Consider the following 21,376-nt stretch of genomic DNA (forward strand, 5'->3'; position numbering starts at 1 on the left):
GGCGGGACCGGTGTCCGGCCCCTGCGCCCCGGCCGGCCGCGGCGGCGGGCCGTGTGGGGCCGGGGTTTCGGGTGGGGTAAATGTTGCCAAAACCTCACCGGACTGACGCGCGCGGCTTCCGGTCAGTGGACTCGGTCAGCGGACGCGTTCAGCGCGGCCGAACCTGGAGCGGGCGCCGGACCCGATGTGGATCAGCACGGGCGTGCGTTTGCCAACAACGGCGTCCAGCGCCTCGACCAGGGCCGAGACCTCCCCGGCCAGGAGGTGCGGGGCCACACCCTGGCGCGGCAGCACCCTGACCCGCAAGGCCGGCTCACCCTCGAACTCATAGGTGGCCACCGTGGCGCCGGCCAGGTCCGGCCGGTCGGCCAGGGCGGCCCTGAGCGCCTGTTCCGCCACGCCCCCGCCGATCCGGACGCTGCCCGGGACCTCACCGGGGTCGTCCTCGGCGACGAGCAGGTTCGCCCGGCCCTTGCCCTGCTGTGCCAGCCACGCCACCATCACACCGATCACCGCCAGCAGCAGGACCACCATGACAATCCACAGCCAGCTTTCGGCCCGGCCGGGGAACCGGGTGCGGTCGAACAGTCCGCGTACGGCGCCCCACACGCCCGCCGACCAGCCCTGCCACCAGCTTCCGACCGCAGGGACGGTGGCGAGCAGGACCATCAGGGTTCCCATGACCAGGAGTTTGGCGCCGAGGATGCCGATCAGGATCCGGTTCAGGACTCGTGGGGTGCCGTTCACGCGCCGATCACCCCCGAGGAGGCAAGGTTGACCCGGACCTCGGGCATGGGCGACAGCGCCATGGCCCGGAGCTCGGCCTGCACGGCTGCCAGCACGTCCGCTTCGCGCAGCGGCACGCCGGAGGTGGGCCGGACGTTGACCAGCACCTGGCGCCGGGACACCACCACCATCACCTGCTCCTGCGTCACGTTGGCGGCCAGCCTGGCACGCCGCGCCAGCGCCGATGCGATCACCTCGTCATCGACCACAACGGCGGCCCGCGGGTCCGCGAGCACGTGCCGGGCCCGCCGTCCGGGCAGCACCGCGTTGAGGAAAAAGAAGAGCCCGGCGGCAAAGACCACGGCGCCGGTGACGCCCAGAAGCAGCGGGGCGACGCCGGCGGGCAGGGCCGTGATCCGGTCCGCCGCGGTTTGCGGGTCGATCAGCCACGGCGGCTGCCCGACGGCGCGCACGGCGGTCTCCAGCAGGGCGTAGCCGCACAGCCCGATGACCAGAATCGCCGCGATGGAGGCGGCGAACGCGCGGGAAGAGCTGGTCTCCCGCGCCAGGACGCGCTCCATCCCGGCCGCCGCGGGGCGGCTCCCGGGCCCGGCACCCGGGGCGGCGATGGGGCCGGCGCCGGTTTCGTCGGTTCCGGTCTCCCGGGGCGCGGCGGCTTCGCCGTAGTGGCGTTCAGCGGCGTGGCTCACCGAACCCTCCCGCCGTCGCTGACGCTGGCGCCGCTGATGCGGATATCCACCCGGCTCAGCTGCGCGCCGCTGAGTTCCGTCACGCGGCGCAGGATCTGCGCCTTCGCGGCCACGGCCCGGTCCCAGATGGGGCCGCCGAAGCCGGCGACGCGGGCCGGGTCCCGAAGCACGGCCGTCAGCGAGGGGACGGCGATCGGCGTGGCGAGCGAGAGGGCGAGCAGGCCGCCGTCGTCGGTCCAGTCCGCCCGGACGTCCTGGGCCGGCACGCCGAGCGCCTCGGCGGCGGCGGCGCGGGCGACGCTGGTGAGGGCCTGGGTGCTAATCCGGTTGTGTCCGGCCAAGGGCCGTCCTGCGGGGACGCTCATGAGGAGGAACGCCGGCCCGTGATGGCGTCAAACACGCTGCGCAGGTCCAGTTTCCCTTCCGCCGCCCGGCCCAGCAGGGCTCCAAGGGCCATGAAGAGCAGGGAGCCCAGGAAGCCCCAGACGCCGAACGCGAAGGACATAAAGGCCAGGAAGGCGCCGGCCGCGATGCCGACTACGGTCAGGTTCACTGGAGTACCTCTCTCACGGGCCGGGTTTCGCCGGGGGCCGGCGGCTTGGGCGGGCCGGGGACGAAGACGTCGTGGATCTCGATGTTGACCTCGATGACCTGGAGTCCGACGAGCTCCTCCACGGCGGCGTAGACCGCGGCGCGGATCTGGTCCGCCAGGGGATGAAGCGGGGTGCCGTAGAGCGCCACGAGGTCAATGTCAACGGCCACCTGGGTCTCGCCAACCTCGGCGCGCACCCCGGCGGCGTGGTCCGTGCTGCCGACGGCGTCGCGGAAGGCGCCGAGGGCGCGGGACGGTCCGCTGCCGAGCGAGTACACCCCGGGGACGGCCCGGGCGGCGATGCCGGCCACCTTGGCGACGGCGGCTTCGGATATCACGGTGCGGCCGGTCGCGGCACGGGCCGACCCCGGCGGGCCCGCCTCAAGGCCCGGTGCGGACTGAGGATCCTGGTACTCCATCTGGCACTCCCCCTTCTCTTTGACACCACCCTAGCCCTTGGGTGCGACTGTGGGGCCGGATCGGCGGGATTTCGGCAGCGCCGCGGGGTGGGGCCAGGCGGCGCTGCCGGGGGCGGAGCGGCCTACTTGCAGTTGGCGGCGATCCAGCCCGTCACGGGCGCCATGGCGGCCTGGAACTTGCCGCTGGAGTAGACGGTCTGGTCGCTCAGCCCAGCCACAGCCACCTGGTTGAGTTTGGCAAAGGCGGCCTTCAGGCTGTCCGGGACCCGCTCGGCCGTGCGGCTCATTTCGGCCTTGAGCCGCTCGAGTTCGGCGGTCTTGCCCTGCGCCGCCGAGAGCGGGAACAGCGACGCGCCCGTGGCCTGCTCCGAGATCGTCTTGCAGGCCTCGGCCGCCGTCGGGAAGTCACCGTAGGGGCCCGAGGACTTGGTGGGGCTGGGCGTTGCGGAGGCCGACGCTGCCGGCGCGGAGGACGACGGCGGGGCCGCGGCTTCAGGTGCCGAGCAGGCGGTCAAGGCCAGGGCGGCAAGCAGGGCGGCGGCGGTCAGCGGGCGTGCAGTCTTTTTCAAAGTCACTCTTCTGGTCGAGATGGCGCCGCGGACCCCTCCAGTGACGGGCCGCGGCAATGGCGTCTTCCCCAGCGTGCGAGTCTAGCCGGGCCCGTCGGCGTGTCCCCAAACCCGTGTGCCGCCGTCGAACCGCCCCACCCCCATCGACTGCTCCATAACTGCCGTCATGACGCCCCAAGAGGGCACCAGCGGAGCAGTCGATTGGGTGCGGGGACGCGCCGCCGGCCTAGGGCCTTTCGAAGCTCAGGACGTGGTCCGAGATCTTCCAGCCCGATTTTTCATAGCCGGCAGCTTGGCCGGATTCGACCAGCATCGTCAGATTTTCGGCACCGTGGAGGAATGCCTCCTCGGCCATGGCCGCGAAGATGGCCCTCTCGAAAAGTTCGCGTTCGGCCCCATCGAAGGCCTCGGTTATGCCGACGACGGCGAATTCGTCGCGGAGGCGCAGGCGTCCCCTGCAGACGGGATGGTCGAAGAGGGACAGTTCGACGACGTCGTACATTTCCAGCGGCGCCTCGGCGAGTTGCGCCTCCTCGGGCAGCGCCGGTGCCTGGTCCAGGTCTGATACCGATGCGGTCAGCGCCACCCGGTCCTGCACGCAGTGCAGGCCGAGGCTGCCTGCGAACCCCTTGATGCCTTCGGCGTCACTGCCCACCAGGGTCAGCCGCGCTTCCGGCTGCGATGCCGCAACTCCAGCCACGTCGCCGGCGCCCTCACCCGGCCAGGCGGCGACGTATTCCGGCCCGTGGTCCTGGTCCGCGGCTATCAGGACGGCCGGCCCAGCAGGAGCGGAGGCGCGCCCCTGCAGGTCGGCCCAGGCTGGCGCCCAGGCGATGGCCGGGTGCTGCAGTTCAGACATTGGCGCGGCTCCTAGGTCGTGACGGAGTGGTCATGGCAGGTCCCGCCGCCAGTCTAGTTCCGTGCGGGGAACGACGGGACGGAACACTTGCAGCTGTGGCGCCGGGAACTTGCAGCTGTGGCGCTTGCCGGGAATAGGAGCCTCCGCCGCCCTGTTGGCTATTGATGTGAAGAAGATCGGGTTCCTGTCCTTCGGCCATTGGACCGACCACCCTGAATCGGGCACGCGCACCGCGTCGGACGCGCTGCTACAGGCGATCGACCTCGCCGTCGCGGCCGAGGAACTGGGGGCGGACGGCGCATACTTCCGCGTGCACCACTTCGCCCAGCAATACGCGTCCCCGTTCCCGCTGCTTGCTGCGATCGGGGCAAAAACCAGCCGCATTGAGATCGGTACCGGCGTGATCGACATGCGCTAACGCATGTCCGGGTTGTTGCACTGGTTCTCAGACCGTGCTCGGCTCCGTTCAGAGTGGCGCTTCCTCATTTCACGGAGTGGTCCTACTGGGATGGTGTCGCGATGCTGCCTAGGCGGCGTTACTCGCGTCTACCTCAGTGAGGGAAGCTCCATCTGGGCCAGCCTCGTCACGGCTTCGGGAGTCACCCGGCCCCGTTCCTTGTCCAGGGCCACCCTCAGCTGCGCGGCCAGGATGTTACGGCGCACATGCATAGCCAACACTCTCCGTGACGCCGGATCGGTCGGGAGCTTGCCGTCCGGCGTTCTCAACGTGACGAAGGGAGACGGTAACTTCGGTGGCGTTAGCTGCGCAAGTCGTACTACCGCCTCCGGCGTCTCTCGTCCCTGAACCTGGTCCATGGTCATCCGAAGTTGGGCCGCCCGGATTCCCCTCCGTATGCGCAGAATGGCTTCTTCCGTTGACGCTCGGGCTTCCTCATCCGCAACAGACATTGGCTCACCCCTCTCGGTCCGTTTGCGTTCATCATCTCCGAAAGGTCCATAACAGCCAAGGGATTCGCGTCACCGGGGACTCACCCGCCGCGGGAAGCGCATCTGGATGGATACCCGCGGTCGCCGAGGGGCCATCGGCGCCCCGAGCTCGCCACAAGCGAATCCGGCAACTAGCCGACGAAGGCAAACGCCCGGAGGAGCGGCTGGCACGAGCACACGCGCCCTGCGCGAAGCCCGAAATTGACGCCTTTCGCCTGGCAACGGCCACGGACTGTTCGCCCTGCCCGGAGACCCCTTATATTGACTGCTCATGACCTTCGCGACCCTGGCTGAGTCAACCAGCCAGGGCCAGCGAGTTTCGATCACTTTAGGCTGCCGAACTGCTCACCAGTCTGGCTATGAAAGTGTCGACTCACCCTCCAAGACACATCGGATCGAATCAGAAGGCCGGTCTTGCTGTCCGTAAGGGGATCCTTTACCGGGCGCGAAACTTGGAGCGTCGCTTCCTCGATCGAGAACTAGAAGATGCCTGTTTCTGCGGCGCCCACGATCCTTGACCTTGCAGTTTGCAGATAAGCGATGTCGTTCATGTAGAGGTTCACGTGACCGGCGAGGTCGGCTCTGCTCTGGCGTTGGGCCTCAGCGGCCGTGAACCGCGCCAAGTCTTCAAGTCGCTCCACTGCCACCATGAGCGCCTCTGAGGCGGTGAAGTCGGCGCGGTACGCGCCGAGCAGGAGCTCAAGTCGGCGGCCCTGATCCTCGGCGCTGTCCCCGGGACAGCCGTCCGGGTTCGTCGGCGCGGCGAGGGGGCAGAGGCGGTACGCAAGGTAGGCGACATCCCAGATCCGCGGGCCGGGCGAGATCGTGTCCCAGTCGATCACCCCGGCGAAGTGGCTCACCTTGCAGACGAAGTTGTACGGGGCGAAGTCATTGTGGCAGATCACCTCGACCGGTTCGTGAACCGGCGTCTTCCAGACCGCGTCCACGATATTCAGCCCTGCTGTGGCGTCGTGGAACTCGCGGAGCCTGCCGGCTGCTGTCACCAGGAAGGAGTCCTCCCAGACCCACGCGGGCATCGGGTACGAGGGAACCGAGCCCGGCACGAAGTCCAGGATCTCCCGTCCTGCTTCATCGATGCCATGCGCCTGCGGCACCCATTCGATTCCCTTGAGGTGCAGACGACGGAGAACCTCATGGACAGTGCTCGTCCAGGGACCACTGGGACGTCGCACCGTATCTCCGGCGCGGACCACTTCGTTCATGTTTCCACCGGAAAGCACTTCCTCCATGGAGCAACCTTACTTTCCGGCAGCCCCAATCCTGCCTGAGCCTGGCGGTTGTGCTAATCAGAGACGGGTGCAGCAACGGATCGGTTACTGAGGCACCAGTCGCGGCCTGATCCGCACGGTATTCCGATGTGTACGCTATCCCCATGGGTAAGGTGACCTCAGAAGGCAGTTCGTGGCGGCGGATCCTGCAGGCGCTGGGGAACTTATTTGAAGACGGAGGGCCATAGGCGCCCGGATGGGGATTCGGGCGGCGGACGGATAAATAGGCCTGATGACGACGCAAGCGTGAGCCCTGGCCGTCGGAGCTGCTGTCCCATAGGACAAACTTTCACCGGGACTCTCTGCGGCAAAGTTCCTGCTGGAGGTACGGGTCTGTTTTGATGGCCGTATGGCAGTCTTCTTCTTTGACGGTGACCAGACGCTGTGGGATTTCCAGGCGATGATGAGGCGGGCCCTGGCAGCCACGGTCGGCGAGCTCCGCGGGCTTCGGCCCGGGGCCGGAGGAGACATGAGCGTCGAGGCGTTCGTCGCCGACCGGGAAGCGGTCGCGGAACGGTTGCGAGGCCATGTGACCAACCTCGAGCATGTGCGGTTCGAGGCTTTCAGGCAGAGCCTCGCCCGCCTGCGATTGTGGGACGACGATCTCGCGGCCCATCTCAACGAGTTTTACCTGCAGCGTCGCTTCGCGGATGTGATGCTCTACGACGACGTCCTGCCGGTCCTGGCAGAGCTGCGACGAAACCACCATGTCGGCCTCCTGTCTAACGGCAACTCGTACCCGAAGCGCCTCGGCCTGGAGGATTGCTTCCAGGCCGCCGTCTTGTCACAGGATCACCGCGTCGAAAAGCCAGATCGCCGGATCTTCGACATCGCCTCAGATCTGTTGCCCGGGGAACCTCGAATCATGGTTGGCGACTCGCTGGCCAATGACGTCGCCGGAGCCCAGGCGGCGGGGTGGACCGGAGTCTGGCTCAACAGGGAAGGCGCCCCGACACCGAAAGCCGCCCCGGACCTTACGATTCGAAGCCTGCACGACCTTCTCCCGAGGGCGAAGGCCTTATGACCTCCGCATTCCAATAAAGGATCGTCTTGCGGGCAGCGCGAAAAGTTACCCTGACGGCCATCGCGCCCCTTGGTAGCATGCGAGCATGCCAATCAAATTAGAGAACGTTGGAATCGCGGTCCGCGACATCGAAGCGACGATCTCGTTCTTCACCGACCTGGGATTGGAAGTCGTTGGCCGCGACACAATCAGCGGCGACTGGGCCGACACCGCTGTCGGACTCGACGCCAACCACGCCAAGATCGCCGTGCTTAAAACGCCGGATGGTCACGGTCAAATCGAGCTCTTCGAGTACCTTCACCCCGACGCTATCGAGACGCAGCCCACGCTCCCCAACGAGATTGGCATGCACCGCGTCGCGTTCTCTGTTGACGACATCGACGCAGCGCTTGAAATCGCAGCGCGGCACGACTGCCATCCAATTCGCGGCGTAGCGACATACTTGGATATCTACAAGCTCACGTATCTGCGCGGGCCGAGCGGCATCCTCGTGATGCTTGCCCAGGAACTGAAGAAGGACTGACGGCCCTTCGACCGATCAACGCGAAATCAAATCCGAGCTCGGGGGCGCGAACATGCAGCTGGCCCCAGACGCAGATCGTGGTTTCCGCTTGTCCACCGGAAGACCTACAGACTGTTCGAGACCTACTGGGGTGCCCGCAGCGACGACGGCGGCTTTGGAGAGGCAATCAGCTCGAAGCCGAAGTACGTCGTCTCCACCACCCTGGCTGCTCGAGAACGAACTGGTCGACGAACTTAATCTGATCCAGTTTCCCGTCATCGTCGGCGAGGGCGAACGAGTCTTCCCCCACAACGGGCTCGATTTCAACCTCCAGCTCACGGACTCTCGCGTCTTCGGGAGCGGAATCGTGGGCCTCACCTACCGAGTGGGCGGACGCCCCGAGTACGCCTGACACATGCACCGGGTCGCCGCGCGAGCAACGTGCTACCGGGATCAACGGGCGCTGCCATGTCCGGTAAAGGATCCCCCACCGGACGATGGGGGCGTTGGCCGCCGTATCCCTGGTGTGTCTCTACGTCGAGCACATCGAACTCTTTCCTGAGCATGTGCGGCATCTTCTTGACGGCCAGGAGGACGTCGTCGTGATCGGATGTGGGACTGTGCAAAAGGCTTGGCGTTATTAGGTTCGCAGATTTTTTTGAGCAGGTGTCCCTCATCCCGGCGGAAGCGCGGGGAGATCTGTGAGCATGGCAGCCAGTGTGACTGGATTTGTTCATTGTTGGGTGGCGGGTGCGGTCTGGGTGAGGCCGAGGCGGGGGTAGAGGACGTGGAATCCTTCGCGGAGGCCTCCGTTCAGGGCCCCGATTACGTGTCCGGCGTTGGGGATCTCGATGTAGGTCGCGGTCATGCCGGCCGTTATGGCGGCGTCGTTGACTTTTCTGGCCGCGTCGACGTAGATGGGGTCGTCGTTGGAGACGGTGAAGACGGCGACTGTGTCGGGGTAGTGGTGTGCGTGGAGGATGTTGATGGGCTTTTGCGCGTCGTAGGCGGCCTGTTTTCCGCCGAAGATGTCGCGGAGGGTGGCGGCTGGGTGTTCGGCGCCCGGGTATTCTTCCCCGGAGATATCCAGGACGTTGCCCCAGAGCTGCGGGTATTTAGCGGCGAAGGAAATCGCGCACTGGCCGCCGTGGGAGTACCCGGCGATGGTCCGGTAGCGGGGGTCATTGATGACGTTCAGGTGGGTTTTCGCCCAGGCCAGGACGTCTTTGTTGATGAAGGTCTCTACATTTCCGTAGACCGGGGTGTCCAGGCAGAGACTGTCGACCAACGGGTCTGCGAGTTGGTCCGCGACAATGACGATCGGGGCCAGCCCGTGGTGGCGGGAGGCGTATTTGTCCAATACAGCCGCAATGAACTGGGGGTCAGGGTTCCCGGGCTGTCCCATCATGAGAACGACCAGGGGCAGGGCGGGTGGTTCCGGGACCAGGGCGGCTGGAGGAAGGTAGATTCCGGCCGGGCGGGAAGGGAATCCCGATTCGGGGTTCGGGATGATCTGGGTTCCGGTGGTCCCGGTTTCGGGCATCCCGGGCGGGGGCGTCCAGTGGGTGCCCACACCGGTGGGGCCGGAGCTGGCCGGGGGCGGTGTGGCCGGAGCAGCGGGTTGGGGTTGGAGATTGATGGGCTTGACCAGCGGGAGGCCGGCCAGAGAGGCCACGGTGGGGTGGAACCCGTAGTGGGCATTTATACCCAGGCCGGCCGCCAGCACGAAGATCAGGGACGCGCCAGCGGCGGCGACTTTTCGCCAGGGCCCGGAGTTCCAGCAGTTGGCTCCGGCGAGGCCCACGGCGGCGGAAAGGGCCAGAACCCACACCCTGGTCTGCCACCCCAGGGGGGTACCGAATACGTTGAAGACTTCCTCCACAAGCCAGAGTGCAATGGCCCCGCAGAGGGCCCCAGTCGCGGCCGCGCCGGTGGCGATGACTGCCCAGCGGCGTGCGCGGCGTACGCATAAGAAGACCAGCCCGGTACTCGCGAGCACGAACGCAACAACGAGGACCGGGCCATCGACGATCCTCAACGCCAATAGAAAATCCGCCACGCCCGGGTATCTGCTTTCTTCCGCCGCCATCAAAAGTACGTGACCTGGTTCCGCACACAGGTCAGTTCCGGTCCCCTAAGGCTACGTTCCTGGGATCCGAAGGAATTCCTTGAGGGTTCCAGGGAGCACCTGGCCGGTTACGACTCGCGCAGCCCGGATGATGTCACCGCTCAGCATCAAGTCGAGATCGTCCGACTCGGCCTCCGCTTCCGGGTGTAGGGCCGGTGAAATGCCGGGTGCATCGGTGGGCAACCTCGAGCATTTTTCACGGGCCTGGAGCGCGGCCTGTTCCAGCATTTCTTCATTGATTTGACCCAGTGCCATGACCCTGCGCGCCTGGACGCTCATGGCCGTGAGGTGCGCTCGGAGGATTTCGGCCCACACACTCGTAGGGGCATGGTCCACCAGTCCGGGGAGGGTGACGCTGTCCGGGGCTGACCATTCTTTGGCCAGCAGGGAAACCTCGGCGCTGCGGTCCAGTTCTTCCACGCGCAGCCGGCCGGTGACGTCTCTGAGTTCCTCCGTCAAGTGTTCCAGCCAGTGCAGGCTGCCTTCCCGAAGGAAAAACCGTTCGGTCTCCAGCTTCAGGAGCAGTCGTTCCAGTAATGCCCGTTCCCGCCACAACAGGGCGGATAAATCGTTCGCGTTCACAGGTCCCTCGCCGGTCACCTCCCGGCAGGACTCACCAGCGGGATTGCCGGGGATTCGCGGGACAAAAAGACAATCGACCGCGGGGCCTAAAAGTTACCCGCAAAACGAAACTTTTTGCGGCCGCCGGGCAAGATGGTCCTTACGGACCTGCCGCGGGCGCCTGTGTTCCTTCGTTCCCGCTCGGCCCGGCCGTGTCCGCCGCCGCGGTGTCTTGGGATGCTGCGGGCCCGGAAACATACCCGGGCCCCGGCACCGGCACCGGCGTGGCCAGTACGACCGTGCCCCCAAAAGGCGCATCTCCTGGCCCATGAACACCCTGCGCGGGCTCCTCCCCGGAACCGCCGCCATCCGAATAGCCGCCGGATACTCCAGCGCTGTCCTCCCGGCCGGGGGGCACATCGCCGCCGACAGGACCGTCAGCACCGGAACCTCCCGGGAGGTCAACGGGCCCTAACGCGCCCTCCGGGACGATGGCCCCGGAGGGCGCGGACGAACCGCCCGGAGCCGGGCTTCTACCCGGGTCGGTGAGGGTTGGTTCGGCGGGGGCTTCTGAAGGCGCAGAGGGGTTCCTCACCTCCGGACCGGGTTGCATAGCCCCTTTTACCACCTCTATTAACTCCTCCACCGCGTCCCGGACGTCCGTGCTGGCAGCGGCCGCTGCACCGCCTCCCAACGCCAAGACGCCAGCCAGCAAAGCGGCCGGCAGTATCCGAGGACGAAAGCGGGTCCGAACCAAGGGCACGACGGCAGCGCCGGTGATCAGGGCCGCCAATTCCGGGGAGGGCGCAGGTACGGGCGGAACGTCCTCGGTAAAAGCCGTCAGGGCCGCCAGCAACCGAGGGGAATCTCCTATCCCGGACTCCCGAAGGACGGCCTGGACGCGGCCGCCCCCGGCCCCATCGGAATCCGTCACTGTGGTTTTCACTCCCCGTCCTCTTCCAGGATGGCCCGTAATGCCATGAGGCCCTTTCGCTGCAGCTGCTTGACGGCCCCGGTGCTCCGCTTCATGATCCGTGCAGTCTCGGCCAGGGAAAGGTCCGCAACAATCCGCAGCAGAAGCGCCTCCCGCTGGTCGGCTCCGAGCCGTTGCAGCAATTCGTCCATCTCCGCGGCCCCGGCAAGGGTGATCACAGTTTCCTCGGCCGATTCCACTCTTCGGTGATCAGCCTCAGCGATGAACTCACCCATCTGGGGCTGCCGGCCGTTCCAGCGGTACTGATCCACGATCCGGGCATGCGCGACAGCGAACACGAAGGACCTCAAGCCCGCCATACCACCGGTGACCGTGGGAACCCGGGGGAAAACAGTCAACAGCACGTCATGGCATGATCCCTCGGGGTCCACCGCGCCCCGTCCCCGGAAATACTGGATCAGGGCCGGGGCGAAATACCGGTAAATATCCTCCAGCGCTCCCACCTCCCCGGACGCGGCAGCAACAAGCACCGAGTCCGGGGGAAGCTGAGTCATCCGACAATAATCCCATCATCACCAGCCAGATCGAACCAAAAAAGCCCCAACGGCTACCGCAGCACCAGACTCAATTATTCTCCCCGGACTGGGTTTCGTTGCTCTCCCCGGTGACTCCGGACTGGGTTTCGTTGTTCTCCCCGGTGACCCCGGACTGGGTTTCGTTGTTCTCCCCGGTGACACCCGACTGGGTTTCGTTGTTCTCCCCGGTGACACCTGGCTGGGTTTCGTTGTTCTCCCCGGTGACTCCGGACTGGGTTTCGTTGTTCTCCCCGGTGACTCCGGACTGGGTTTCGTTGCTCTGCCCGGCGGGGCCGGTGGTGCTGTTTCCACCGGAGGTCTGTTCGGCTGGCGTCAGGGGCTTGTCCGACGGCGCGGCACTGGCCATCGCGGCACCGGAAATTGCGCCGGTCACCAGAACGGTCGCTGCAAGAAGAGCTTTCCCTGCCGCGCTCATCGCGTTCATGCGGGTAAATATGCCGGTCATGGTAGATCCTTTCAGAAGTGAAAAATACGGAACACCCAACCAATCGACCACGCGACGAAAAAGTTACCGACAAATAAATCCGGAGAGGTTGCGCGAGCGTCCCAGAGGCGCGTTCCCTTGACGCCGCGGCCCGGCAACCCTGGCTGCCCCAGTCACCGACGGCGCCTGCACCGAGTTCGCCCGTTACCCCAACCCCCTCCGGCGCCGGCGCTCTCGACGGAATGAGTCCGACTCCGCAACTCCCAGAATCCCAGCGCATCCGTAGTCTCCTGTCCCCGAGTTCCAGCCAGACGAGGGCGATTTTTTGGAATAGCGGTTGGGGTTCCTCTACGAGTTGAACGCGGTCTCGATGGAGACCAACGAATACTGCCCCGTTAGCCGATCCAGCACTATGCGGGACTCAGATGTTCCATGAGCTGGAGGAAGCATTTCTGGTAGGTCGCGTCGAGACTTTCATGGCCGGCCCTGGGACCCTGAACTATTCTTTGGGAAAGGAAGGGCAATCTCCTTGTGGGCTGGGGTCCGCGGTCTTTCCACGAAGGTTCCTACTCGTCGGTTTTTAGCGAATTTCCGGAAGGTCTCATGTCATTCTTTGCAGCCCTTCGACACAGGGCCCAGGCCTTTGGCTCTGGGGAACACGGTGCCGTGGCCGTGCTTGTTGCGTTATCGATGGTGGTGCTCCTGGGGTTCGCTGCACTCGTGATTGATGTGGGCAGCATGTATGCCCAGCGGGCCCAGCTACAAAACGGGGCCGACGCCGCGGTCCTGGCCATCGCTCAGGACTGCGCAAAAAACGGCCTCACACTCTGCAAGACCAACGCGCCGGGAAAAGCACAGACCTTGGCCGCCGCCAACGTGAACAGCGGCCTCGTAGGTACCGGGTCCCCGTCATTCCCGACAACTAATTCCGTCACGGAAACCCTCTCGGCGGGTAAGGACGGGTCGGGTCTTAACCTGTCGTTCGCCCCGGTCCTCGGGATCAACAAAGCCGACGTGAACGCCACGGCAACTGCTGCCTGGGGCAGCCCCATCCGAGGAAACGCGGTCCTCCCCGTCGGCCTGTCCCAATGCGAATTCACCCAGTACGGGTTCCGCGGCAGCACCGAGTTCGTCATGCGCTACGACAACGCGAACGACACGACCTGCAACGGACGAGGCGGAAAGGAAATTGCGGGCGGATTTTATTGGCTCAAACACAGCTCCACCTCATGCAGCACATACGTCGACCTCGCCACACCCCAGACACCGCGGGATCCTTCTCCGGGATTCCCCGACATCTGCCGCGGAAGCCTTGACTCGCTCAAAACCGCCAGCACTGTCCTGTTGCCCGTCTACGACCTCGACTCGCCCTCGAACGCCTCATACACGAACAAGACCGGGTTCACCCTCTACACCTTCGCCGCCTTCAAAATCACAGGATGGAAATTCAGCGAAACCGATCCTTCGCTCCGATGGAACCTGCCGGCGAGCCAGTGCGGAACCGGGTGCCTCGGTATCAAGGGATACTTCACCCAGTTCGTCTCCATCGACAGCAGTTTCGAACTCGGCGGCCCAGCCAACGGCGCCACCGTCATCAAACTCACCCTCTAAGAACTAAGGGAAAGGGAACTGCTAGAGGACTGCCCGCTGAGAAATCTGGTACTTGAGCTCATCCACAGCGGCTTCGTAGACGTACTCCGTAAGACGGTCGATCACCGTGCCGCGGAAGCCCACCGCCACGTTCCGCGCCGCTGCTTGGGTTGGCCATGTACGTAAGACCCGCACGATGAAACGCACGATGACGGGGGGATTACTGAAACCATGTTTCTTATGACTGGAATGAAGATCGGTTATGCCCGGGTCTACGACTCAAGGCCACGGACAAGCCCCTTATGGAGTTGTGCGGGCCAACGTTCCTTCCCTACTCGTTGTAACCGCGACAAGCTGGGACGCCAGTGCCAACAGTGAAGCGCGTGCCCGATCTGCGCTCTCGGACATCAGCACCAGGGACTCGCCGTCGCGCCGGGTGATCTGGACGGGGTGGTCCAAGGCAGCCGCAAAAACGTCAGCGGAGGCGCGGCTCACTCAGAACGTGTTCTGAAGTCTGGCCGAGCGCCTGATCCTCCGTCGAGCCAGTTTTGACTTCATCGCCGACAACATAACGGTCATTATGTTGTTGATTTTTTTGTATTCAGGGCCCGACTCGAGCCGAGCAACCTGATTGATCTATTCGACACCACACGACACGACACGCCCGGAGCGGACGGTGGGCTCGCACCCACGCCGGACGCCTTGATCGAGGCTGCCGCCGGCATCCAGCTACTTACCCTTCAGGAACGCCTTGCCCGCCACAAGATAGCCATGAATCTGGCTCGCTGTGATGGTGATAGATCCCTCGCCTCTCCTTTGCACAATGCTAAAGAAGGCACCCTCTACTTTTCCTTCGGCCACTACGCCGTGCACGAGGTAGGGCTGCATCTCGGCAGGCTGGGCCGGAACGAATATGTAGATAATCCCCTTGCCGGGGCTGGTCTCTACACTGTCCACCGTAAGGCCCGTGACAGCTGGCACGATCCGGGCGTCGAGGATGTTTACGTACGTCGCTGGATCGAAATCTTTGAGTTTGATTTCTTTGATGTTCTTGATGAGAGAGTCTTGTCCGGACTTGCCCTCTTCGTAGCCCAACACAAGAACGGCGTCCTGGTCACCGTTAGCAAACCTTGCCACGTCTTGAGCCAGCTCGATCTTTTGCTGGTCACCGGTCTGGCCTGCCACGGACACGTTATATTGCTGAGATTTGACGTCAAGAAAAGCGCTCTCCTTGTGGCCGAGGAGTAGCTTGGCGTGCCCTCCGCGAAGCAAATCAACGATCGTGCCGGCGGTCAATGATCCGCCCTTCTGCGCTTCCAGGTAGGCAGCAAGGGCTCTTCCGGCATCAATGAGTTTAGTTGCTCCATTGTCGTCCTCGGTGATTAGGGTGACTTCAACGTTGTGCACCATGTTGCGGATGATCTCTGCATCTTCGGCAGCTGCTCGGGCTTCTACTTCCGGATCGAGTCCACGGCCGGAATAGTCGAATCCAAGACCATCGAACGTGGTTCCGTCGGCGGTCAGATATCGAACACCCGCAACACTGCAGCCATAACGTTGCATTACGGCCTGCAGTGATTCGGCATACTCGGCCTCTGACAGCTCTGGCTGTGTCGCGTGGAGATGCGTAACGATGGCAGCGACCCGCGAATCGTCCACCTCAAGATGAACGTCGTCGAGGTTCAAAAGGTCGTGGTTAATCGGTCCACCGCTCTTGTCAACGCAGACGATTTCGGGAGAACTCTGGCAGCATCGGTTTACTTTCAGAGCATCACGGAGGCCTGAAAGCGTGAGTCGTCCGAGGTCGCTGTAGGCGATGACAAGAGGACCATGATCGATCCTCTCGATAGAACCTTTGCTCCCAATAAAGAGGTCATGCGAGTAGGTTTCGTCCGGGTCGGCATCCTCGGGCGCGACCGCGAGCGTGCCTGTACCATCCTCGAGCGTCAGGTAGACGACTCCTTCTTTTCGTGCTGAGGTAGATGCGGGAGCGTTCATTTTGGCCTCTCTTTGAGCGGTTGTCGGAGTGAATGTAAGTGGTTGGTTTCGGTTATCGCAGGTAAATCGCCGACCTGAAGCCCATACTGCCTTGAAATGTTCCGCTCGGCCTTGGCCCCTCGGTCCGGTCTGGATCTGGGAAAAACTCGTGGAGGGGTAACAATTTCCAGGATCGCGCAGCCTAGTGCAAACACCGGGTGCGGCAGCGCGATCTTTGAGCGACACTGGATGAAGCCTGCCGTGGGGCAACAGGAGCGCCACGCCGCACCGGGTTGGCGCGAGGTCAGAAACGGCGTTACAACCTCCGCCTAGTCAACAATCTCCAAGGCTGGCAGTCCTGCCACAATCTTGTTGGTCTCCACCGACACCGTGACGATCCGCTTGATCAGGTCCACGATGTACCGGGGGTTGCCCACCTCGCGGCAGTAGTCATTGGGGTCGTTGGTGATCTGCGAATCCTTGTGGGTGGTGACCTGGTAGCGGTCGATGATCCACTCCAGCGCCGACTTGCCGTTGACCTGGTAGTCGAAGGCTTCCTCGGGGATGCCGGCCAGCGTGATGCGCGCGTTGTAGATGATGCGCGAGCGGTCCTTGCGGGCGCCGAAGGAAAGCTTGTTGACCCGGTAGAAGTCGTACTCGTCGCCGCTCGGAGTGCCCTGGACGATCTCCTCCAGCGCATAGGGCTCGACGGTCTCGTAGTTCAAGTGCAGCTCGGCGAGCTCGCGGCCGGCCGTGCTGAAGCCCCTGAAGTCCTTGACCTTGGGGATCCGGGGGAGCATCTTCATCAGGTCCGCCTTGTACGTCTCCTTGTACGTGGGACTGTGGAGCAGGCCGTAGACGTAGTAGAAGATGTCTTCCTTGCTGATGGCCGGGTCCTCGTAGAAGCCCCGGTAGGCGGCCAGCGTCGCGTCAGTGATGTTGTCCTTACGGACGTAACCATCAACCTCGCCGTCAATAGGAATCTCCAGCTCGCCGGGTTTCGGCTTTGGAGCAGGTTCGTAGGTGTAAAGCGAACACCATTGTGCCTTGGACACGAGTTCAAGATCGGGAAGCAAATCGACAATGAAAACGGAAGATTCCTTCGTCGATCCTCGCCCCACGGAACCAAAAGCAATGTTGGGATGGGCGGGGGTTGGGAACAGCTTCGGCAGTTGCCCCGGGCGTTCGATCAGGGCTGCGTCAAAATAGACACTCTGTTTGCAGAACGGCCTGTAGGATCCAATCCTTAGACTATTTGGGGCAAAATGCAGAGGTGTCCCCGTCCTGTATTTCTGCAGGAGGCCTGGACTCCAACTGATCCGCGTGGGGTCCATGGTCGGCTCGTCGGCGACCTCGCTCCTCGCGGCTTCGTACGTCGAAATCAGCAACTGGACCCGTTTTTCAACTTCAGCGCCGGAGAATCCGTACACCCACATGTCCCGGTTGGATTTGAGCCCACCTGAGTAGTTCTCGAAGATGCCCGGCGTCCTTGGCGTGCCCTTGGTGGCCCTGTCTCCGATGGGCTGGAAATCGTCGTAGCGCTCGTCTCGGTGGTTGACCCAGTCGCCGTGTTCGTTGGGGGTGATGGATTCCCACTCGGTGCCTTCGAGCGACTGCTCGATCGATAGCAGATCGAGTTTTTGTTCGCGGGTGAGGTAGTCACCGATGTCCCGGTACTGGATCTCAGCCGGGCCCCTCTGCCCCGAGTTCTTGATGAGAACGCAGATGGCCACCTGCGTCCGGGAACCTTCCTTGAAGACGTTACCCGATTCTTTCCGGCGTTGCTCACCCGAGGTTCGTGCATTTCCGCGCAGATTGTAGACAAAAATGCGGCTGAACTCATCAGCAAAAGTCTTCCGGATCCCGTCCGCGGTGTTGCCGTCGATGAAGCTGCCGTTGGAGACAAAGGCGATGACGCCGTCATCCTTGATCCTGTTAGAGGCCCAACGGATGCCGCGGATGTACGAATCGTAGAGGCTGTTCTTGAGGGTTGCGGTCGAGAGCTTGGCGTACGTTGCCGTGATGGACTTATCCAGGACGGGGTAGGCCTGGTTCTGGTTGTTGTCGTTCGCGCTGGTCTGGCCGGCCGAGTAGGGCGGGTTCATCACGATGACCTGGATCGGCGCGTTCTTTTGCCGCTTCACGCGTTCGTTGTTCTCCGGGAAGAACTCGGAGGATTCCAGCTGGTTGTCGGATTCGTTGAGCTGGAAGGTGTCCGTCAGGGCAATCCCCTCGAAGGGGACATAGCCGTGGTCAACGCCGGCCTTAGCTGATTCCTCGGCGAACACGGTCTCAATATTGATGGCCGCGATGTAGTAGCTGAGCAGCACGATCTCGTTGGCGAACAGCTCGGTGGTGTACTTCCGGTGCAGGTCCTCGGGCTTGATCAGCCCGGACTGCAGCAGCCGGGTCACGAAGGTCCCGGTCCCGACGAACGGTTCCAGGATGGACACGCCTTCGTCCGAGAGTGACTTGCCGAATTCCAGACGCAGCGCGGCGTCCGCGGAGCGGAGGATGTAGTCGACCACCGGGACAGGGGTAAAGACGATGCCGAGCCGGTCGGCCACGCGCGGGAAGGCGTTGCGGAAGAAGTTGTCGTAGAGCTCCAAGATGATTTGCTGCTTGGCTGCCGCATTGTCGATCTTGGAGACGCGCGCCCGGACAGAGTCGTAGAACTTCTCCAGGCCCTTGCTCTCCTTCTCGAACACGGCGTTAGAGCCGAGTTGGTCGAGGATGTTCTGCATGGCCCGGGAGACAGGGTTGTGCTCGGTGAAGTTGGAGTCTGCAAACATCGCATCGAAGACCGGCTTGGTGACCAAGTGCTGGGCCAGCATTTCCACGGCCTGGGCGTCGTCGATCTCGGGATTCAGGTTTTCCCGGAGGCCGGCGACGAATCCATCGAAGGCGGCCCGGTGCGAGGAATCTGCATCGGCGAGCAAGTCGTTGATCAGGTCGATGTTTTTCTTGGCAATGGAGGCAATGTCCTTGGACCAGTCCTCCCAGTACATGCGGTTGCCGCACTTGTCGACAATCTTCGCGTACACGGAGTCTTTCCATTCCTCCACCGGGAACGTCAGGGTTTCCTGTGTTCCCGGGCGTACGGGTCCGGGCCCCGGCTCCACGTCCGGCGACGGATTCGGGTCGATGACCGGCCCCTTCTTCTTCGGCGCCAGGTCAATCTTGTCGACGATGATGGACTCCGGCGCCTTGTTGTTCAGCTCAATCTGGTTGATGGAGGAGTCCATGCGTTCATCGTGGGCACGGAGTGCCTGAAGGACCTGCCAAACCACCTTGTAGCGCTGGTTGTCCTTCAGCGCCTCCGAAGTCGACATGCCCTCCGGGATGGCTATCGGCAAGATGATGTAGCCGAACTTCTTGACCTCGCCGGTCCCGGCGTCAACGTGGTTGCGCATGACGCGGCCCACGGCCTGGATGACGTCGACCATGGAGTTGCGCGGGTTCATGAACAGCACCGCATCCAGGGACGGGACGTCGACGCCCTCGGTCAGGCAGCGGGCGTTGGTCAGGATCCGGCAGGTCGGCTGCTCCTTCTTCGGCCACGACCCGTCGGTATTGCGCGGGGCGGTCCGGTCGTCGACCAAGATGACGTCCGCATCGGCTTTCAACCAGTCCAGCCGCTCCCCACGACGGACGGCATTGAAGCCGCCGTCGATGTGCTTGACCTCCACCCGCAGGTCATCTGTCGGGTCATCGTTGGTCAGGTCGGTGAGGTGGAGGCGGGCGAGGTCCTGGAACTCGGACTCGATGACCTGGGAGGCCTTGATGGACCGGTTGAACGCGACGGCCCTGCGCATGGGCTGCCAGTCCTGGCCGAAGCCGTCCTGGAACTCGCCGGCGCGACGCTTGGCCAGGCCGTTCCAGACGCCCACCAGCTTGGCGATGTCGTCGATGTTAAGTTCGCTGTTGCTGTCAGCCAGCTGCTCCTGGAAGGTCGTCCGCACCTGTGACTCGTCCACCCCCAGCACCAGCACCTTGTAGTCGGTCAGCAGCTTCTGCTCGACGGCCTCGCCGAAGCCGATCCGGTAGAACACCGGCCCGTAGATGGACTGGTCGTCCATGGAGCACAGGACGGCGTCCTTCTCCCGGGCTGCGTCCTTGGTGTTGTCGTTGAAGATCCGCGGCGTGGCGGTCATGTAGACGCGCTTGCTGCCGGAGATCCAGTGGTTGTCGTGGATCTTCACGAAGTGCGATTCGCCGTCGCCGGCCAGCGTGGCGCCGGTGGTGCGGTGCGCCTCATCGCAAATGATGAGGTCGAAGTCGGGCAGGCCCGCCTGTTGCGCGGCACGCACGGCGTCAATGGACTGGTAGGTCGAGAACACCACCGTCATGCCCTCATCCAACGTGCGCGAGTTCATGGCCTCGATAAGCCGCGCGCCGTCGGTCGTGGCGGGGATCTGCAGGTCGTGGAGCGCTACGTCAGTCAGGTCGGTGTCTTTGACACGGCCGACCTTGTTATCCGAACACACTGCGTATGCGTGCATGGGCTGCTCGGTCTCGTCCGACCATTCCTTCAACGACTGGGACATGAGCGCCAGGGACGGCACCATGAACAGGATCCGGGCGTGGCCCAAGTCTTCGGCGATCCGCTCGGCCAGCTTCAAGGACGTGAAGGTCTTTCCGGTGCCGCAGGCCATGATCAGCTTGCCTCGGTCATTGGCCTCGAAGCCTTTCAATGCAGCCTGGACCGCTTTGTGCTGGTGTGGGCGTAGTTGCTTCTTGTCGAACAACCTGGGGGTGGTGGGCGACGTCAGATCGTAGGTCGACCAGTCAATGTTCGAGTGCCGGAAATCCGAGAGTCCGATCCGCTGCACAGGCACGATGCGGTCGTCGAGCATCTCCAGCGCGTTGGTGGACCAGTCGCCCTCGGTGGTGTCCACCACGACAGCGTTGGTGAACGGCTTCTTCGAGGACGCCGACAGGAATGAATCGATGTCATGCTTCTGGATCCGGTAGCCAGGCGCGTAGAACTTCACTTGGATGGCAGTCAGTCCGCCGTCGGTACGGGCCGCGACCAGGTCGATGCCATTGTCCTTGTTGGTGAAGTTCTCCGGACGGTTCGGCCAGTCGCGCCACAGCCACACGTCCGTGTACTGAGGTGCGTGAACGCCGTCGTTCTCCAGATACTGCGCAACCAGCTGTTCGAGGTAGCTGCCTTTCATCCGTTCCGAATCCGAAAGGTGGCGGTAGGTGCCAAGCAGCTCGTCAAACGTAGTGGTCACGGTTCCCCAAAGATGGTGCGGACATGAAAGCGGGAGCCCCCGAGGGACTTCCTCTGATTGTATGTGGCATGCACGTGAGGTCAGCCCAACAGGCGCGCTAGCAGGCTTACTGCGAGTCCCTGTAGCGTGCCGTCTATTCAGGCATGATCTGGACCCCGGTGAATATGGCAGTTTGGTTCAGGACCGGCGTAACGGCTTGAACCAGGACCACCCACGACTCGCCGGTGGCTTGTGACGGTTTGAGTTAGGACCACCCTCAGTGTTGTCTTCATCTGATGAAAGCGACCA

The 21,376-nt window shown here is 63.5% G+C and carries 20 protein-coding genes and 1 pseudogene; 6 read left to right on the top strand and 15 right to left on the bottom strand.

From position 1 onward, the window contains the following. Nucleotides 1-135: 135 nt before the first annotated feature. The 7 genes from AC6I9V_RS06820 to AC6I9V_RS06850 form a co-directional block, all read right to left on the bottom strand. Nucleotides 136-747 carry a hypothetical protein gene (locus AC6I9V_RS06820; protein WP_497898817.1) on the bottom strand — a complete coding sequence of 204 codons (612 nt, stop codon included), beginning with the start codon at nucleotides 745-747 and terminating at the stop codon, nucleotides 136-138. Further along, nucleotides 744-1,307, bottom strand: coding sequence for a hypothetical protein (locus AC6I9V_RS06825; RefSeq protein ID WP_349413304.1), 564 nt, complete (start codon nucleotides 1,305-1,307; stop codon nucleotides 744-746). Before AC6I9V_RS06825 ends, AC6I9V_RS06820 begins: the two co-directional genes overlap by 4 nt. 125 nt (nucleotides 1,308-1,432) lie before the next feature. Further along, nucleotides 1,433-1,801, bottom strand: coding sequence for a hypothetical protein (locus AC6I9V_RS06830; protein WP_497898818.1), 369 nt, complete (start codon nucleotides 1,799-1,801; stop codon nucleotides 1,433-1,435). After that, on the bottom strand, nucleotides 1,798-1,989 hold the full coding sequence (locus AC6I9V_RS06835) for a hypothetical protein (RefSeq protein ID WP_497898819.1): 192 nt from the start codon (nucleotides 1,987-1,989) through the stop codon (nucleotides 1,798-1,800). The genes AC6I9V_RS06830 and AC6I9V_RS06835 overlap by 4 nt, the downstream gene beginning before the upstream one ends. After that, nucleotides 1,986-2,447, bottom strand: coding sequence for an Asp23/Gls24 family envelope stress response protein (locus AC6I9V_RS06840; RefSeq protein ID WP_497898820.1), 462 nt, complete (start codon nucleotides 2,445-2,447; stop codon nucleotides 1,986-1,988). The genes AC6I9V_RS06835 and AC6I9V_RS06840 overlap by 4 nt, the downstream gene beginning before the upstream one ends. A gap of 122 nt (nucleotides 2,448-2,569) precedes the next feature. Next, nucleotides 2,570-3,022 (bottom strand): hypothetical protein, encoded by a 453-nt coding sequence (locus AC6I9V_RS06845; protein WP_497898821.1) that lies wholly within the window; start codon nucleotides 3,020-3,022, stop codon nucleotides 2,570-2,572. Between the two features lie 220 nt (nucleotides 3,023-3,242). Next, nucleotides 3,243-3,875, bottom strand: coding sequence for a hypothetical protein (locus tag AC6I9V_RS06850; protein WP_497898822.1), 633 nt, complete (start codon nucleotides 3,873-3,875; stop codon nucleotides 3,243-3,245). Nucleotides 3,876-4,041: 166 nt separating this feature from the next. Here AC6I9V_RS06850 and AC6I9V_RS06855 point away from each other — a divergent pair. Continuing rightward, a pseudogene (locus tag AC6I9V_RS06855) lies at nucleotides 4,042-4,290 on the top strand (LLM class flavin-dependent oxidoreductase); the annotation flags it as partial. A 131-nt stretch (nucleotides 4,291-4,421) separates the two neighbouring features. Here AC6I9V_RS06855 and AC6I9V_RS06860 read toward each other — a convergent pair. Both AC6I9V_RS06860 and AC6I9V_RS06865 read right to left on the bottom strand, forming a co-directional pair. After that, the gene (locus tag AC6I9V_RS06860) at nucleotides 4,422-4,544 is read right to left on the bottom strand and encodes a hypothetical protein (RefSeq protein ID WP_497898823.1); all 123 of its coding nucleotides are present in this window, start codon (nucleotides 4,542-4,544) and stop codon (nucleotides 4,422-4,424) included. Between the two features lie 758 nt (nucleotides 4,545-5,302). Beyond that, nucleotides 5,303-6,073, bottom strand: a complete 771-nt coding sequence (locus AC6I9V_RS06865) for an aminoglycoside phosphotransferase family protein (RefSeq protein WP_497898824.1) — start codon at nucleotides 6,071-6,073, stop codon at nucleotides 5,303-5,305. A gap of 388 nt (nucleotides 6,074-6,461) precedes the next feature. Between AC6I9V_RS06865 and AC6I9V_RS06870 the strand changes: the two genes are divergently transcribed. The 3 genes from AC6I9V_RS06870 (at nucleotide 6,462) to AC6I9V_RS06880 (ending at nucleotide 8,050) form a co-directional block, all read left to right on the top strand. Next, nucleotides 6,462-7,136, top strand: a complete 675-nt coding sequence (locus AC6I9V_RS06870; protein WP_497898825.1) for an HAD family hydrolase — start codon at nucleotides 6,462-6,464, stop codon at nucleotides 7,134-7,136. 85 nt (nucleotides 7,137-7,221) lie between these two features. Next, nucleotides 7,222-7,659 carry a VOC family protein gene (locus AC6I9V_RS06875; protein ID WP_497898826.1) on the top strand — a complete coding sequence of 146 codons (438 nt, stop codon included), beginning with the start codon at nucleotides 7,222-7,224 and terminating at the stop codon, nucleotides 7,657-7,659. 52 nt (nucleotides 7,660-7,711) lie between these two features. Continuing rightward, the gene (locus AC6I9V_RS06880) at nucleotides 7,712-8,050 is read left to right on the top strand and encodes a dihydrofolate reductase family protein (protein WP_497898827.1); all 339 of its coding nucleotides are present in this window, start codon (nucleotides 7,712-7,714) and stop codon (nucleotides 8,048-8,050) included. A gap of 321 nt (nucleotides 8,051-8,371) precedes the next feature. On the opposite strand, the gene AC6I9V_RS06885 is transcribed toward AC6I9V_RS06880, so the two are convergent. Both AC6I9V_RS06885 and flgN read right to left on the bottom strand, forming a co-directional pair. Continuing rightward, a complete protein-coding gene (locus AC6I9V_RS06885) occupies nucleotides 8,372-9,676 on the bottom strand; it encodes an alpha/beta hydrolase (RefSeq protein ID WP_497898828.1) in 1,305 nt (434 codons plus the stop codon). 102 nt (nucleotides 9,677-9,778) lie between these two features. Next, nucleotides 9,779-10,348, bottom strand: coding sequence for a flagellar export chaperone FlgN (gene flgN / locus AC6I9V_RS06890; RefSeq protein ID WP_497898829.1), 570 nt, complete (start codon nucleotides 10,346-10,348; stop codon nucleotides 9,779-9,781). 307 nt (nucleotides 10,349-10,655) lie between these two features. Between flgN and AC6I9V_RS06895 the strand changes: the two genes are divergently transcribed. Continuing rightward, nucleotides 10,656-10,802 (top strand): hypothetical protein, encoded by a 147-nt coding sequence (locus AC6I9V_RS06895; RefSeq protein ID WP_497898830.1) that lies wholly within the window; start codon nucleotides 10,656-10,658, stop codon nucleotides 10,800-10,802. Between the two features lie 467 nt (nucleotides 10,803-11,269). Here AC6I9V_RS06895 and AC6I9V_RS06900 read toward each other — a convergent pair whose 3' ends face one another. Together AC6I9V_RS06900 and AC6I9V_RS06905 are read right to left on the bottom strand one after the other, a co-directional pair. Beyond that, nucleotides 11,270-11,815, bottom strand: a complete 546-nt coding sequence (locus AC6I9V_RS06900) for an RNA polymerase sigma factor (protein ID WP_497898831.1) — start codon at nucleotides 11,813-11,815, stop codon at nucleotides 11,270-11,272. 70 nt (nucleotides 11,816-11,885) lie between these two features. Beyond that, complete coding sequence (locus AC6I9V_RS06905; protein ID WP_497898832.1) at nucleotides 11,886-12,302, bottom strand: hypothetical protein; 417 nt, start codon at nucleotides 12,300-12,302, stop codon at nucleotides 11,886-11,888. A 645-nt stretch (nucleotides 12,303-12,947) separates the two neighbouring features. Between AC6I9V_RS06905 and AC6I9V_RS06910 the strand changes: the two genes are divergently transcribed. Further along, the gene (locus AC6I9V_RS06910) at nucleotides 12,948-13,892 is read left to right on the top strand and encodes a pilus assembly protein TadG-related protein (protein ID WP_497898833.1); all 945 of its coding nucleotides are present in this window, start codon (nucleotides 12,948-12,950) and stop codon (nucleotides 13,890-13,892) included. A 708-nt stretch (nucleotides 13,893-14,600) separates the two neighbouring features. Here the strand turns inward: AC6I9V_RS06910 and AC6I9V_RS06915 are convergent. Continuing rightward, entirely contained in the window at nucleotides 14,601-15,869 is a 1,269-nt protein-coding gene (locus AC6I9V_RS06915) for a hypothetical protein (RefSeq protein WP_497898834.1), read from the bottom strand. A gap of 308 nt (nucleotides 15,870-16,177) precedes the next feature. Then, nucleotides 16,178-21,088 carry a DEAD/DEAH box helicase gene (locus tag AC6I9V_RS06920; protein ID WP_497898835.1) on the bottom strand — a complete coding sequence of 1,637 codons (4,911 nt, stop codon included), beginning with the start codon at nucleotides 21,086-21,088 and terminating at the stop codon, nucleotides 16,178-16,180. Nucleotides 21,089-21,376: the final 288 nt, after the last annotated feature.

The sequence above is a fragment of the Arthrobacter sp. SlRoot2-15 genome, from assembly GCF_059739345.1.

Bases quoted from the DNA above. Each gene is read 5' to 3' on its own strand.
- AC6I9V_RS06825 (WP_349413304.1), bottom strand. From the start codon at position 1,307: ATGGAGCGCGTCCTGGCGCGGGAGACCAGCTCTTCCCGCGCGTTCGCC.
- AC6I9V_RS06830 (WP_497898818.1), bottom strand. From the start codon at position 1,801: ATGAGCGTCCCCGCAGGACGGCCCTTGGCCGGACACAACCGGATTAGC.
- AC6I9V_RS06840 (WP_497898820.1), bottom strand. From the start codon at position 2,447: ATGGAGTACCAGGATCCTCAGTCCGCACCGGGCCTTGAGGCGGGCCCG.
- AC6I9V_RS06850 (WP_497898822.1), bottom strand. From the start codon at position 3,875: ATGTCTGAACTGCAGCACCCGGCCATCGCCTGGGCGCCAGCCTGGGCC.
- AC6I9V_RS06860 (WP_497898823.1), bottom strand. From the start codon at position 4,544: ATGCATGTGCGCCGTAACATCCTGGCCGCGCAGCTGAGGGTGGCCCTG.
- AC6I9V_RS06865 (WP_497898824.1), bottom strand. From the start codon at position 6,073: ATGGAGGAAGTGCTTTCCGGTGGAAACATGAACGAAGTGGTCCGCGCC.
- AC6I9V_RS06870 (WP_497898825.1), top strand. From the start codon at position 6,462: ATGGCAGTCTTCTTCTTTGACGGTGACCAGACGCTGTGGGATTTCCAG.
- AC6I9V_RS06875 (WP_497898826.1), top strand. From the start codon at position 7,222: ATGCCAATCAAATTAGAGAACGTTGGAATCGCGGTCCGCGACATCGAA.
- AC6I9V_RS06880 (WP_497898827.1), top strand. From the start codon at position 7,712: ATGCAGCTGGCCCCAGACGCAGATCGTGGTTTCCGCTTGTCCACCGGA.
- AC6I9V_RS06895 (WP_497898830.1), top strand. From the start codon at position 10,656: ATGAACACCCTGCGCGGGCTCCTCCCCGGAACCGCCGCCATCCGAATA.
- AC6I9V_RS06900 (WP_497898831.1), bottom strand. From the start codon at position 11,815: ATGACTCAGCTTCCCCCGGACTCGGTGCTTGTTGCTGCCGCGTCCGGG.
- AC6I9V_RS06905 (WP_497898832.1), bottom strand. From the start codon at position 12,302: ATGACCGGCATATTTACCCGCATGAACGCGATGAGCGCGGCAGGGAAA.
- AC6I9V_RS06915 (WP_497898834.1), bottom strand. From the start codon at position 15,869: ATGAACGCTCCCGCATCTACCTCAGCACGAAAAGAAGGAGTCGTCTAC.